Below are 15,685 nucleotides of genomic sequence, written 5' to 3' on the forward strand. Positions count from 1 at the left end.
GTTCGAGCTATGGTTCTTCAGGAGTTGGAGCTATTTTGGGTGGGGGCAGGTTTCGGCAGCGTCCGCTCGCGCTTCTTGGCCAAGGCGGCGCGTTGCCGCAATGCCTGTGCACGTGCGTCGTCCAAATCTTCAGTCGATGCCGGTGTGGCCGAAGCCTGGTGCTTTAAATGCTCGGTCAGACTGGCGATATCCGAGTGCCGGAACAACGACACAATCGGCAGCGTGATGGACAGTGCATCCTGCAGCTTCCGATGAACCTGGATCAGGAGGATGGAATTGCCACCGACCTCGAAGAAGTTGTCGTGTACGCCTACCTCGGATACACCCAACACCTCGCACCAGATTTGCGCCATGGTGTGCTCCATCGCGGTGCTCGGTTGTTTGCGGCTGCGTGCAACGGGCTGGCTCAACTCGGGTTGCGGCAACGCTTTGCGATCCACCTTCCCATTGCTTGAGAGCGGAATGGCGTCCAGCAGCGTAATGTGCGCCGGCACCATGTAGGCAGGTAGATGCGCCGCCAGATATTGGCGGAGTTGTTGCGGCAGGGTCGGGACCGGCTTGCTCGCGTGGTAAGGCGTCCATGCCTCGGTCTGTTGGGGCGCAATGCTGCCGCCCAACAGCACGTGCACCACGTGCTCTGTCTCGGCAATGCCGGCGGCGGCAAATAGTGCCCGCGCATCGACGCTGCCGATCGGACAGAGGCCGAGGCCGCGCGATGGTGCGCTGCTCATCAGGCGCTGCGCGCATTGTCCGACCGCAATATGGTCGGCGGCGACTGATTCGCGTTGACCGGTGAACAGCAGCGTGAACGCTGCCTGCTCCGCAATGTCCTGGTTGAGCCCTTCGAAACGTGGCGCCTCGTCGGAGTCGAGTTCGGCCACCAGCATCAAGCCCTCGGGACCAAGCCGACTCAGACGACCGCCCTCTGCGGTTTTTTCATGCACAAAGAGTTGGCCATCCGGCACACATTCGGTGAGCAGACGAGGCAGCTGTTCGAGATTGGCAGCGTCGCCGTGAAACTCCCGAAAGCTCTGGCGCGCGAACATGCTCAGAATAGTTGGGACAGCGGGCTGATCCGCTCGCGGCTGCTGCCGCCATTCGGCTTGCAGCACGCATCGCTGTGAAGTGGTCAGGGCCAGCCAACCATCGTTCGGCACTGCGCAATCCAGCACCTGACATTGCCAGTCGAACGCGTTGCCATGCGCCGTCAGCAACTCCTGCACATAGCCTGCCTCAAGTTCGCAAAACGACGCTGCCGATGCGCCATACAAAGGCGCGATCGCGGCGTGTTCCGCGACCAGGCTGATCGTCAACGGCAGTCCTGCCGGCGCGTCGCCGACTCGAAACAGGGTGTGTTCGAGCGGATGGTAGTAGTAGACCCCAGCCGGTAGACCCGGGTGGGAGTCGCCCCAGGCCACATAAGCCTGGACAGGGTAAAGACTACCGGCCGAAGGATAGTAGTGCTTGCCCAGAGCGCTGCCCGGAACGGGGAAGCGCACCAGGGCGCCGAGCAGGAGCCCGAGTGCCTGTGCCTCGCCATCCTGGAACGCCGTGTGCGGTGCGTGTCCGCCTGCCGCGTAGACTGATTCTGGCTGGCGCAACAGGATTCTTGGCGCGCGCATCAGGTCGGTTCTGATGCTCCGCGCAGACAGCGTAAAGGCCGTGCGCTCAGCTTGATCCAAAATCACGCCAGGCAGCGTCGCATCAGAACCGGTTGTCGCTGGGACCACGTAGGCCACGATGCTGTTGCCATGCGAGCCCAGCGAAAACACATTCGCCGTACTCTTGGACACCGCTGGGTGCCGATCAAGAAGACTTTCGATCTCGCCGAGCTCGACGCGGAACCCTTGGATCTTGACTTGCGAGTCGCGGCGCCCCAGAAACTCGATCTCGCCATCATCCCGATAGCGACCCATGTCGCCGGTGCGGTACAGGCGTTCATTGGTCAACGGGTGGCGGATGAAACTCTCCGCAGTCTTGGCCGGATCGCGCCAGTAGCCTTTCGCGAGCCCAATGCCGCCGATATACAGATCGCCAGCAACCCAGTCTGGACAATGTTGGAGATCCCGGTCCAAAACATGGAACCACTGGTTGGTCAACGGGCGGCCGTACGGGATGCTCTTCCACGACGGATCAACCGTTACGATCTGGTGGTAGTTCGACCAGATCGATGCCTCCGTCGCGCCACCCAGACTCACGAGTTCGAAATTCGAATGTGTTGCCGCACGCCGAATCCGGGCTGGCAGGTCCACCGGAATCCAATCGCCACTCAACATCACGAGACGAAGTGACGGCGGTAACTCACGGTTCGCATCGGTTTCGAGCAGTAGCTGCATCAGCGCCGGCACCGCATTGAAGATCGTGATCTCGTGGCGGAACATGAGCTCAGACCAGGCATCCGGATCGCGACCTTGGTCGGCACCAGGCAATACCAGCGCGCCACCCACGGCGAGCAACCCGAACAAGTCATAGACGGACAGATCGAAACTCAAGGCCGACAGCGCCAGAACGCGGTCCTCTGTGCCCACCTGCCAACGGCGATTGATATCGAGAATGGTGTTGACCGCCCCGCGATGATCGATCATCACGCCCTTTGGGGTGCCGGTGGAGCCGGAAGTGAAGATGACATAAGCCAAATCGTCCGGTTGCTGCACGTCGGCCATCGCAACAGGTTCGGCAGCTTGCAACAGCGACGACTCGATCGCGAGCCAGCGCCGGCCATCATCGCCCGTCCGATCCGCGAGCAGCGCGGGCTGCGTCAGCACGGTCTTGACCTCTGCGCTGACCAGGATTTGCTCGCGTCTGGCCGCGGGCAAATTGCCGTCGATCGGCAGGTAGGCCGCGCCAGCCTGCTGAATTGCGAGACAGGCAACGATCTGCTCCCAACCCTTGTGCATCAGCACCGCGATCAGTTGATTCGGTTCCGCGCCTTCGGCGCGAAGTTGGGCGGCCAAGGTGCTCGCGGCATTCCAAATTTCCCGGTACCGCCATTGTCCTTCAGGCGCAATGACCGCGATTCGATCTGGCGACCGCGTCGCCTGTTCACGGACCAGCGCATGCAGCAGTTGGTCTGTAATCGGGGCTTCAGTCGCGTTCGCCGCGTTGCGGCGCTGTTGCTGGATTTCTGGCAGCACGCAAGCGTTGCGATGCAGACCGGCAAGATTCTGAGCGGCGATGTGCTGCACGGCGTCGCGATAGAAGGCGAACATGGCGTCGAGCACGCCAGGCTCGAACAACTCATCCACCGACTCCCAGGTCATGATCAGTTGGCCATCGGTTTCCGCGACCACGTGATCGATCCAGACCTGCGACGTCTGCGACGAGCCATATTCGTCGCCGGCGACGAAATCTCGGAGACGGTCTGCGAGCTTGGTGCTCTCCGGAGTGCCAGCACTCTGCGTCAGCGAACTGGTGAACACGACGGGCATGACCGCGCGTTTGCCATCGCCACGCGTTCTGGCAAGTTCACGAAGTACATCAACGCCACTGAAGTACTTGTGGTCCAGGTCGGACCACAGCTGTTGCTGCAGGCGTTGCGCGAAGTGGGCGAACTCTGGAGAACTTGCGTCAACTTCGAGCAGTGTCAGCGACGTGAAGTCGCCGACCAGCGCGTTCACCTCGGCGTGCAAGGGCAACCGATTGAACAACGTCAGATTCAGCATGAAGCGGGCGTTGGTGCTCCAGGCGGCCAGCGTGCGGGCATACGCGGCCAGCAGCAGGTTAGTCGGGGTCAACCCCAGGGACCGGGCCACCTTCTGAAATTGTTGCCACTCGACCTTAGGCAGCGTGGCCGTCCGGCGACGGAACCGACCGCTCGCAGTGTCTTGCCGGCCCGTTTTGAGTGGCAAGTCTGGTGGTGGCGGCAGGTCCGCCACGCGCCCGGTCCAATAGTCCTTGCTGCGGGCGTAGGCGTCGCCGTCCTGAATCTTCTGTTCGGCCAACACATAGTCGCGATAGCTGAGCGTCAGCGGCTCATGGTGTTGATCTTGGTCGAAGTAGAAATCCAAGAACTCGCGCATCAACAATTGCGTGCTCCAACCATCGGCGATCAGCGCGTCGATGGTGGTGTGCATCCGCCAACGGCCACTCGGCAGACGGGTCAGGCGGTTCTCGAACAATGGCCATTGCTGGCCACTGCGAAGTGCACTGCTCATCTCGTGACGAATGGCAAGCAACCGCTCGGCGGCATCCTGTGCCGGCAGTTCGGACAGATCTTCGACTACGACCTCATAGGTCGGAACGTCACGCAAGATTCGTTGTTGCAGATCCGCAGTCAACACCATGCGGAGCATCTCATGGCGCGCGATCAGCTTCTGCCACGCGCGATTCGCGCTCGCCGGATCGATGTCATGAACATCGATCTCCGAGTAGGCCTGGGTGGCGATGTCGCCCAAGTCGTAGATGCCTTGGCGACCCACGAGGTAGGTCTGCTGGATTGGGGTCAACGGAAAGGGTTCGTAGCGTTGTTCGGGCTTGCTGACCAGCACCGGCAAGGCCTCATCCCGGCTCTGGTCGGCTTGGCTGAGTACCACAGCAAGCTCCGCAATCGTCGGGTGATCAAGCAGCGTTCGGACGGTGCACTCGCGACCAGTGGCTTCCTGAATCTTGGTCGCAATCTGCATCGCGAGCAGCGAATGGCCACCGACATCGAAGAAGTTGTCGGTGACGCCGATGGGGGAATAACCAATCAGCGATTCCCAGAGCCCAACCAGCAATTCTTCTTGCGGCGTGCGGGCAGCTAGCGTCGTGCGCCCGGCGCCGTCAATCGTCTCCGGCTCGGGCAGTGCGCGCAGGTCGACCTTGCCGTTGGCGGTCAACGGCAGGCGATCGAGCACGGCCATCGCAGTCGGCACCATGTAGTCAGGCAACTGGTCGCTCAGCTGACTGCGCAAGCGCTTTGGCAGTCCTTCAATTCTGCTGGCATCACGGGGCACGATCCAGGCAGCCACTTGCTGGCTACCGCTGCTCGTTGCATGGAGGCGAACGATAGCGACGGAAACATCGCCGGTGCGCTCCAGCGCAATGCGGATCTCGTCCAGCTCAATGCGGTATCCACGCAGCTTGACCTGACTATCGGCCCGCCCGCGGAAGTGCAGGACGCCCGAATGATCCCGACTCACCAGGTCACCGGTTCGGTACATGCGCGTGCCGGGTACGCGGGCGAATGGGTCCGGGATGAACCGCTCAGCGGTGCCGGAAGGCTGCGCCACGTAGCCACGGGCCAGACTGGCGCCAGCGAGGTACAACTCGCCGGCAATACCAGCGGGAACAGGGTTGAGCGATGCGTCGAGCACATAGGCCCGAACACCGGTGATGGGTAGGCCGATGGGTGGGGCATCTTGCCCCGGCGTCACGTGATGCGCCGTGGCGACCACCGCATTCTCGGTCGGCCCGTAGTGGTTGACCAGCGCAAATTCCGCGTCTCGAGGTGCTCCCAGCGTGAGCCGATCGCCGCCCGTCAATAGGGCACGCAGCGGCAGATGATGAACGCCCTCAGTGCGCAGCAACGCTTCGGCGAGCGGCGTCGGCAGGAAACAGATTTCGGCGCGCTCGCGGCGCAACCAGTCGCTCAGTCGCACTGGATCCACGCGCGTGTCGGCGTCGGCAATCAGCAAGGTGCCGCCAGCGACCAACGTTGGCCAAAGCTCCCATACTGCCGCATCAAAGCCGAATCCGGCGGCTTGGGTGGTTCGAGTCCCAATGGTGAGCTGATACCGCGCAATGTGCCAATCCACCAGGTTTTGCAGCGCGGCATAGGACACCGCCACGCCCTTGGGTTGCCCAGTGGAGCCGGAGGTGAAGATGACATACGCGAGCTGTTCTGGAGCAGGTTCCCGCCAAGTCGCCAGCGTCGGATGGTTGCGGAGCTCGTGTGCCATCACTGCCTGAGTCGTACCCGGCACGCTGACCGTTCCAGCCGAATCGGTCACCATCAGACGGATGTCAGCGTCTGCACAAATGCTGGCGATGCGTTGCAACGGTGTCGTCGGATCGATCGGCACATAGCTGGCTCCGGCCAGCATGATCCCAAGCATCGTGATTACGGCTTCGCCGGACATGGGCATGCATACGCCGATGCGTGACTCGGCCACAGTGCCCCGCGCGCGCAATCCAGCTGCGACGCGGCTCGCTTCGGTGATCAGGTCGCGATAGCTGAAGGATTGCGTGCCGTCAATCAGCGCAATGGCCTCTGGTTGCGCGGTTGCCTGTTCAGCGATGCTGGCGATCATGCCAGCGCTGGTGCCGTGGTCGGAACCGTCTGGGTTCAGCGTTTGGGTCAGCCAAGTTTGTTCGGTCGCGCTCAGTATCGACAGATTGCGCAGATGCGCACGCGAGTCGTCGATCAGCGCCTGGCAGAGTTGCAGCCAGTGCGACGCCATGGCGTCGATGCGCCGACGCTCGTAAAGATCGGTATTGAAGGTGAAGCGTGCGCTTAGTTGGCCGGCGCACTCGCGCATTTGCAGCGAAAGATCGAACTTGGCGGCATGCTCCGGCAGCTCAAGCAACGACCAATCCAGTCCGTCAGTCGAGAACTCGGTGCCTTCGAGATGCTCCAGAGCGAACGTCACCTGCACGAGTGGGTGGTGGCTGCTGGCGCGCTCGGGCTGAAGTGCTTCGACGATCTGCTCGAAGGGTACGTCGGCGTGCGCATAGGCATTGAGCAACGTGCGCCGCACGGCGGCAAGATGATCAACAAAACGCGTTGCCGGTTCGACTTGGGTACGCACCGGCAACGTGTTGACGAACATCCCAACGACGTCTTCCAACAGGACATGATTGCGATTGTTGAAGGGCGTTCCGATGATCAAGTCGCGCTGACGGGCATAACGCGAAACCAGTATTGAAAACGCGGCATACAGCAGCATGAACAACGTGCTGTCGTGCTGCCGTGCCAGCTTGTGCAGGTCGCTGGCAAGCGAATCCGGGAACGTCACTGTCACCGCATCGCCGCGATGACTCATGACCACCGGTCGTGGAAAATCCTCAGGCAGCGTCAGCAGGGTTGGCGCATCGCGCAGCGTGTCCCGCCAATAGTCGAGTTGCGCCACGAGGCGCGGCTCCGCCGCGGTTTGCGATTGCCAAGCCGCATAGTCGGCATAGCGAATCGTCGGGGCTGGCAGCGGCTTGCCGCCGTGCTGGCGATAGGTGGTCAGTAGATCGTCGACCAGTACGCCGGTGGAGTAGCCATCAGACACGATGTGATGGATGATCAACAGGAGAGCGTAGTGTTGATCTGCGATTTGCAACAGACGGCAGCGAAACAGCGGACCACGGGTCAAATCGAATGGTTGCCGGACCGCTTTCAGAGCCTCGGTTTGCCAGTCGGCGGAGACCGGCTCAATTGAAAGCGTTACCGGCGTCGGTGGCATGATCTCGACCCGAGGGTCGCCAGTCTGGTCGATGATGCGTGAGCGCAGGACTTCATGGCGCACCAGGAGATCGCTCAAGCACTGTGCCAGTCGATCGATGTCGAGCTCGCCCCGGAGCTCAAGCGTCAGCGGAATGTTGTAGACATGACGATCCGTCGTCGCCAGACGATCGAGTAGCCACAAGCGTCGCTGTGCATTGGAGAGCGTGTCCGGCAGGTCATCATGGCGGATCAATTCGGGCGCCGCGGTGTCCGCGCCCGAAAGGTCTGAGCGTCGCGCCTGTTCGACGCGATTCAGAAAATCGGCGAACACCGGGCTTTCCAGAACGGCGTTACCCGGCAACTGGAGCGCGAGCGCCCGATTGACGCGCGCGACAACCTGGGCCGATAGCAAGGAGTGACCACCCAGGCGGAAGAAATGACTGCCGCGACTGATCGTTGGCACGGCGAGAAGATCCAACCAAATACCGGCCACCATTTGCTCGATCGGCGACGTTGTCCCAGTGGCGTTGGCATCGGAAGCGGCCGCGCTTTCGGTGGCGGCCAGATGCGTTTCTGGCTTGGGAAGCGCACGTCGATTGAGCTTGCCATTGGGCAGCTTGGGCAGGGCGTCGAGCCAGAGATACAGCGACGGCAGCATGTGCTTCGGGAGCTTGGCGCCGAGCGCTCGCTCCAGCAAGGCAGCGTCCTGCTGCTCAGAGTCGGCCGCGATATACGCCACAATCCGCAAGGCGCCATCCGGACCTGGGAGTGCCGTGACGTGAACCTCGCGGACGTTCGGTAAACCGGAAAGGACGAGCTCGATTTCCGCGAGTTCGATTCGAAAGCCGCGAACTTTTACCTGATTGTCGGCGCGCCCAAAACAGTACAGTTCACCCGATTCAGAAACCATACCGATATCGCCCGAGCGATAGATGCGCGCGCCGGGCACGCTTGGAAACGGGTCCGGCAGGAAACGTTCGGCGGTCAGATCGGGGCGACCATAGTAGCCACGGGCCAGACCCGCGCCGCCCAAATAGATCTCGCCGCAGACACCGTTCGGGACCGGCCGCATGGCGGCGTCCAGGACGCAGGCATAACGAAACGGGAGCGGCTTGCCGATGGCTGGCAGGTCTCGGCCGCCGCGCGGGAGCAGCTTGCCCACGTCGTAGGTCGTGTCTTCCGTCGGCCCGTAAAGATTGTGGACGTCGACCGTTGGCAACAACTGATGCAGCAGGTCGGTTGTCCGTCTTGGCAGCGGCTCACCGGCAAGCAGGATGCTTCGAGTGTTGGGAGGTAGACCATCCTGCTTGGCCAGGGATTCGATCAATGTCGGGATCGACACGATCATTGAAATGGCGTCGAATTGCGCTGGTTCAGGACGAACCATGATGTTCTCGACCAACAAAAGGGTCGTGCCACCAGACAGGGCGGCAAAAATCTCCATGATTGAGAGGTCAAAGGAGATCGACGTTGAGCCAAGCACGCAGGCGCGGCTTCGTTCGTCGAACTCAGACAGCGCCCATTCAATCAAAGCCTGACCGTTACCATGAGTCAGCGCTGCGCCCTTTGGGACGCCCGTCGAGCCCGAGGTATAGATGAGGTAGGCGAAATGGTCCGCAGTGAGTGGCGGGTCGATCGCATTGGCGATGCCCGCTTCAGGGGGCGTGGCGAGCAGCGCGTCCAGTTGGAGTCGCGGCGTGTCGATGTCCAACCCGGACTCGCCCCTGCCATCCTCGATAATCAGGCTGGGGTGCGCACTTGCGACGATTTGCTGGAGTCGCGCCAGCGGATAGTTCGGATCGAGCGGCAGGTAGGCGGCGCCCGCACGGAGCACACCCATGATCGCGGCGATTGTGTTGGCCGTTCGGGGCAACATGAGACCAACGCATGTTTCGGGGCCCGCGCCCAACGCAACCAGATGCGTGGCGATTCGTCGGGATTGCGCTTCAAGTTCGGCGTAGGTGACCTGAGTCGTGCCAGCAATAATCGCAATCGCGTCAGGTCGGCGCCGGGCCTGTTCGACAAAGCGGGTATACATTGGAACGTGCGGCAATTCTGGATCAGCCTTTGGCGGCGCGATTCGGAATGCGTCCGGCCCCTGTTCGAGTGGGCAAAGGCTAAATTCGTCCAATGCCAGATGGGGTTGCTGTACCGCTTGCAGGACCACATGCTGGTAGCTCGCTTCAATCTCGGCCATGAACGCTTGGGCGTAAAGGCGCTCGGAGAAGTTCCAACTGCACTGGAAGGTGTCGCCCTGATCCGCAACTGTCAGACTTAAATCGCAGATCGACCCGGATACGCCATTGCTGGTTGCGTGCAGCGTGGCACCGAACACATCCGGAGCCGCGAGATCGGCCGAGTCGCCGTCACGGCGTTGCCGCTGGTTCCAGTTGAACAACACCTGGAACACGGGGGAGTGATTGGTGTCGCGCTCTGGCGCCAGCCGTTGCACCATCAACGGGAATGGGAAGTCCCGATGCTCGATTGCTTCAAGCACGCGGGACTGGACGATCTTCAACCAATTGCTGAAGGACAGTGTGCCCTCATACTGTGCCCGGATGGGCAGCGAATTGATGAAGTGGCCAATCGTATTCCCGACACCTGAGTCGCTGCGATCGGTACTCGGCATGCCAACGATCAAATCGCGCTTGCCGGTGCACTTTGCGAGCAGCAGATAGTAGCTGGCAAGCAGAAAATTGTAGACCGTGACGCCGTGGTTTGCGGCGGCGGCTCTTATCTGCGAGCTGAATGAGGTTGACCAAATGATCCGGTCGGTATGGCCTCCAAGCTCTGCGGCAATCCCGTTCGGGCGATGGGGCTGAAGGTCCAGAATCGGCAACTCACCGTTGAGCGATTGACGCCAGAACTGCCAGTCGGACTCGGCGCGATCGCTCGCCAGATACGTCCGTTCCATTTCGAGAATGTCGGCCAACGTGCGGTCTGGCTTTTGCAGCCGTGCTTCGCTGCCATCACAGGCGGCGGCGTAGAGCGCGCGGAGCTCAGAGAGCAAAATCTCAACGGAGATGAAGTCGGCGACGATATGGTGCAGCGCCAATATCAACAAGCGCGCCCGATTGTCGACCTTCAGGACGAGCAGGCGGTTGGTCTGGCCGGACTCAAGTTGGAACGGCTCGTCGATAGCCTGCTGCATGTCCGTTGGCAGTGCGGCCTCGCTGCTTTCGATCACGCGGACCGTCAAGCGACGGCCGGTAGCGGGTTGCTGGCACGCGCCTTCGTGACGGTTGGCAAATGCCATACGCAGCGATTGATGACGTTCGATCAGACGCGCGTACGCGCGATCGAGGGCATCAATATTGATGTCCTGCATCAGCTCGATCGCGTAGGCGACGTTATAGTCAGCCGCCGTTGGATCGAGTTGGTAGAGCGTCCACAAAGAAGCTTGTGCGCTGGTCAACGGCTGTCCTTGTTCACCGTTCTGGTTCAACCAGTCAATGACCATCGGTTTGAACGTTCGAAGCTGGCCCACGAGCTCAGGGCTTAGCGCAGCCTGGGGCCCACGAAGCTTCAGGCTGCCGTTGTCGAGCCACAGTTCCAGGCCGGCGTTGCGAATGTCGTTGACGAGGGCTTCAATATTCATAGTTCAATCTCGACCAAGGTGTCACGGTGCGAGCGGTCAAACGATTCAATATCGATCGACGCCGCTGGGACCTGGGTACTGGTGATGGGGTGGGTAGATGACGCGGCTTGCGCGTGATCCAATTGCTGAGCCAGCGCTTGGAAGCTCATGCCACCAAGCAGCTGGGTGACACCGACTTCCGTTCGGAATTGGCGTCTGAGATAGCCTTGCAGTTCCATCGCCTTCAGAGAGTCGAGGCCCAGACTAGGCAGCGGCAACGTGTGTTGCTCGGTGTCGATGGGCGCGCCGAGCACGCAGCTCACCGTTGCCAATAGCCATTGCATGGCGCTTCCTGGCTCGGCGGTCGCGAGCGGATCAACGGCTCGCTGTGCCCGTTCGAGTTGGGCGAGCGCGGCTCGTGACAGCGCGCCGAACCGAGCTTGACGCAAGGTCACGACCGGTAGTCCTGAGTCGTCATACAGCCAGAAATCGGCGGGCGCGTTGGCGTCCGAGGTCTTATCGATTGTCAGGACGCACGACTGCAACGGGGCCATCGGTCGCCGGATCTCGATGGCTTCGACGCCAGCAGGGAGCCGCAGTTCTCCGCCCAGGTTGGTCGCTGTTTGCAGTGCCAAGGCGTGGAAGCAACTGTCAAGCAGGCCGGGATGCCAAGAGAGTCCCTTGGGGCATCGGGCGTCGGGGTTCTTGAGACCGTAGCGGGCGCTGTCTGGGAAGTCGCGCATGGCGGCCAACCATCGATAACTCGGACCATACTCGTAGCCCGCGCGGGCCATCGCCGCATAGAAGTCGGGAGGAACAGGGTGCATATCGCCCGTTTCGGGAAGACGCCGACTTGCGCTCGCGGTTGCGCTCGTCGTGAACTCACACGTCAGCACGGTCTGCCAAGCTGTCGGGTCGTCGCGCTGTGTCGTCATTAGCTGACACGTCCCGCAACTGGGTCCGTCCGGCTCGATGATCAGCTGTGCATCAACGGTGCTGGTCAGGCTCAGGAACGTGGGGGCAAGGAATTGAACGTCAGATAGCGTCACGTGCGCGGCGGCTGCCGCATGGTTCATCAAACCTTCGGCAACCAATCCGATTTGCGCCGCGGCAGACAGAATATAGTGGCCATCGATGACGTGATCGGCGAGCACCGAAGAACACGATGCATCGAGGCGGTACTGTCGACGTCGCTGGTTGAGCAACGGCAGCGGCAGTTCCTGTCCCGTCCAGTCGGCGTCCTCTTTGCTCGTGGCGCTCGCCGATACCGGATTCACAAGCGCTGAATCCGGTGGCGCTGGCCAGTGATACTGATGTTGGAAAGGATATAACGGCAACTTCGCGTGTCGCGCGCCTTGTGGGTAGAGCACCGACCAATCGAGCCGTGCACCCTGCAGATAGAGGTTTGCCAGCAAGTCAGTTAGGAACCGGTCTGGTGCCAAAGCCAGATCGTCCGGTTGGCAGAAGATCGTGCGTTTTGGATCGGGCTTACCCGGGCTCAGCAGATGTTCCCAAGGCTGTTCGGAACGATGCGACCGATAGATGGGCAGACGTTTGCTCTGCGCGTGCCAATGTCCCAGTCGTGCAGGGTTCTCGCAGAGCATCGGCAAGTCGCTGGCGGCGACACCGCTGAGCCTCGCGATTGCCGCGAGTTCACCGGTCGGATCGACCTGAAACGCCAACGGCGAACGGACGAACCCTTCGAACCACGCGGCAACGCAGTAGCACAGCGCCGCCCGGCAAATCGCTGCGGACCATTCCGGCACCGTGCCGCCGCTGATCCAGTGATTCAGCGGTACGTCGGACGGCAATTGCGCCGCAGTATCGTCGACAATCTGCGTGAATGCCGGGCAATGGTCGTAGAGCCATTGCCACACTTGAACCATCTCAAGAACCTGATCGTCGAGAGCGACGCAAACTGTCCGCCTGGTTCCGGCATCAACGGACTGGCTCGCCAACAGACTGGCGCGAAGCGCCGCCGCATCGCGAAACGGAACGGCGACGCGGTAGCGATGTTGCTCCCGACCAAGCGCCGCAGCACTGGCAAAGGCTTGCGCTTCGGCGAGATCCGCTCCTTCCAAGTGCGACGCTGCAGCCTGAATGAGCGATTGCAAAGCTTCCGGAGCGCGCGCTGACAGAGTGAGGAGGTGCCAGTCAGGATGCGCGACACATCCGTCGGCGGCCGCGCGGGCCGACTCCGGAGACTGCACGCCGCGCACGACGACGTGTGCATTGCTGCCGCCAAAGCCGAAGCTGCTGACGGCTGCGATCCGCTCCGAAGTTGGCCGATTCCACGGCACAACGCATTGCGGAATCGACAATGTTGCATCGTCCAACTGGCATAAAGGATTGAGCGTCTGACTATGGAGACTGGGTGGAATCTGACCATGCTGGATAGAAAGCAACGCCTTGATCAGCCCAACGATCCCGCCGGTACCTTCAAGATGCCCGAGATTGCTTTTGACTGACCCCAGCATCAGCGGATTGGCGCCGGGACGCTCAGCCACCAGCGCGTCCTTGATCGCCTTGACTTCGATCGCATCGCCCATTCGCGTGCCGGTCGCCGCTGCTTCGACATAGTCCAAGGCGGCCGTATCGATCCCGGCGGTGCGAATGCATTGACGAATCAGATGGGTCTGCGCTTGCGGATTCGGGGCGGTCAAACCGTTGCTGCGGCCGTTGTGGTTGACGCCACTTGCCAAGATGACACCGAGAATGCGGTCGCCGTCGCGCTCAGCCAAGTCCAGGCGCTTCAGAAGGACCATGGCGGCGCCTTCACTGCGCACATAACCGTCGGCGGCGCCGCCAAATGAATGGCAGCGTCCGCTTTTGGAGATGACCCCAGCCTCGGCGAGATTCGCGGTCACTTGCGGCAGCAGCAAGACGTTGGCGCTACCCGCCAGGGCCTGTGCGCATTCGCCATCAGCGATGCTGCGACAGGCAAGATGTACCGCCGAGAGCGACGACGCACAGGCGGCATCAATCGCGAGGCTCGGGCCGTGCAACCCAAACTGAAACGAAATCCGGTTGGCCGCTACGGCATTCGATGTTCCGGTGCCGAGATACAGGCTTTCACTTCGTTCCCAGTGCTGAATCGAGAAGTCATGGCCGCAGAGCCCCACAAACACACCTGTATCGGAGCCTTCCAACGCGGAAGGCGCCACACCCGCGTGCTCGAACGTGTGCCAGGCCAGCTCGAGCAGCAAGCGCTGCTGCGGACACATGAACGCAGCTTCCGACTCAGAGACCGAGAAGAACGCCGCATCAAAGCCAATGACATCCGCCAGGAATGCTCCGTGCGATACGAAGTCGGGATGCGCTGACGCATCCCAGCGATCTGCCGGAACGCTTCCCACAAGATCCCGGCCATGCAATAGCGCCTGCCAGAATGCGCCAGCATCGGCAGCACCCGGGAGGCGGCATGCCAGACCGATTACAGCAACCGGAACGGAAGGACGAGTTGGGTTCATAGCGTTACCTCGCTGCGCGAGACCTTTGGTAGTTCGAGCGTCAGCCGCCGCACGCCGCGGAGCAGGATGGTCTTTCGACGAATCGTTTCGGCCGGGACCAGACGGATGGTCGGGTAATGGATCAATCGCTCCAGAACCACTTCCACCATCATTCGCGCCAACGCGGAACCGAGGCAGAAATGGATGCCAGAGCCGAACGGCAAATTGCTGGTTTCGGTGCGTCGAATATTCACTTGATCGGGATGTTCGAACACCGCCGGATCGCGGTTCGCTGCGCCAAGCGCCAAGTAGAGTCGATCGCCAGCGCGCACCAACTGATCATCGATCATGACGTCCTCGGTGGGCACGCGGGTTACAAACTGAACCGCCGAGTCATAGCGCGCCAACTCCAACGCGGCCTCGGGGAGCAATGCAGGTTCGTCGATCAAAGTCTGGAACTGCTCACGATGCTGCAGCAGCGCCATGACCGAATTGCCGATGTAGTTCTCGCTGGTTTCCTGCCCTACGCTAAACAGCATGGCACTGAAGCTGATCAGTTCGGCATGACTGAGGTCCCGATCGCAGGCACTGAGCAGCTTCCCAAGCAAGTCCGGCATCGATGGCTTGTTCGCTCGCGCGACAAACTCGGCCTCAAAGAACGCGCGGAATGTGTCGGCGGCCGCAGCCATTTCGCGATAGCCGCGGAACGAAATCGGCTGTTCGAAAATGCTGAAGAGACTCTCGGAACACGCGACCAATTCACGGACATCAGCACGTTGCAGACCGAGCACCGCAGCAGTGATCACCGCCGGCAGTGGGCGCGCGATGACCTCCATCAGATCGATGTGGCCGACTTCCTCAAGACGCCGGAATGCAGTCAGCACATAGTCCTCAGCCAACGGGCGCACCCGGGCGATCGCATTGGCTGTGAAGTCCCGGCTGACGACGTGCCGCAGCCGACTGTGATCCGGTGGATTCACAAAAAACAGCCAACTTCCGAGTTCGGTGCTGAGTCGCTGCAAGCCCGGCGCGTCCTCAGGCATGAATGGCACCTTCTGGGCGACGCGTTCACCGAGATTGAGCACGCCAAAGCGCTTGTCGGTCAGAATCGCACGCACGTCCGCGTGCCGAGTCAGAATCCACTCACCGTCGCCAAGCGTCCGATATCGATAGATGGGGTCTTGCTCACGCATCCGCTTGAACGTCGGATACGGGTCGTCAAGATAGGCTGGCGAATACGGGTTGAATCGGAAGCCAGTACTTGGTCTCTCGGCAATCTCGTTCATCGCAAGTCTCTCAACATGTCAT

At 61.3% G+C, this 15,685-nt stretch carries 3 protein-coding genes; all 3 read right to left on the reverse strand.

What is annotated here, in order from left to right; all coding sequences use genetic code 11:
* Positions 1-17: 17 nt before the first annotated feature.
* Genes C7S18_RS08010 through C7S18_RS08020 form a run of 3 tightly spaced genes read right to left on the reverse strand, consistent with a single transcriptional unit; the run spans position 18 to position 15,663 of the window.
* Positions 18-10,949: a non-ribosomal peptide synthetase gene (locus C7S18_RS08010; RefSeq protein WP_106891062.1), complete on the reverse strand. Its 10,932-nt coding sequence runs from the start codon at positions 10,947-10,949 to the stop codon at positions 18-20.
* Entirely contained in the window at positions 10,946-14,398 is a 3,453-nt protein-coding gene (locus tag C7S18_RS08015; RefSeq protein WP_106891063.1) for a beta-ketoacyl synthase N-terminal-like domain-containing protein, read from the reverse strand. Before C7S18_RS08015 ends, C7S18_RS08010 begins: the two co-directional genes overlap by 4 nt.
* Positions 14,395-15,663: a cytochrome P450 gene (locus tag C7S18_RS08020; protein ID WP_106891064.1), complete on the reverse strand. Its 1,269-nt coding sequence runs from the start codon at positions 15,661-15,663 to the stop codon at positions 14,395-14,397. Before C7S18_RS08020 ends, C7S18_RS08015 begins: the two co-directional genes overlap by 4 nt.
* Between the last annotated feature and the right edge of the window lie 22 nt (positions 15,664-15,685).

The organism is Ahniella affigens (assembly GCF_003015185.1).
In the GTDB taxonomy this organism is placed as follows: Bacteria; Pseudomonadota; Gammaproteobacteria; order Xanthomonadales; family Ahniellaceae; genus Ahniella; species Ahniella affigens.

Bases quoted from the DNA above. Each gene is read 5' to 3' on its own strand.
- C7S18_RS08010 (WP_106891062.1), bottom strand. From the start codon at position 10,949: ATGAATATTGAAGCCCTCGTCAACGACATTCGCAACGCCGGCCTGGAA.
- C7S18_RS08015 (WP_106891063.1), bottom strand. From the start codon at position 14,398: ATGAACCCAACTCGTCCTTCCGTTCCGGTTGCTGTAATCGGTCTGGCA.
- C7S18_RS08020 (WP_106891064.1), bottom strand. From the start codon at position 15,663: ATGAACGAGATTGCCGAGAGACCAAGTACTGGCTTCCGATTCAACCCG.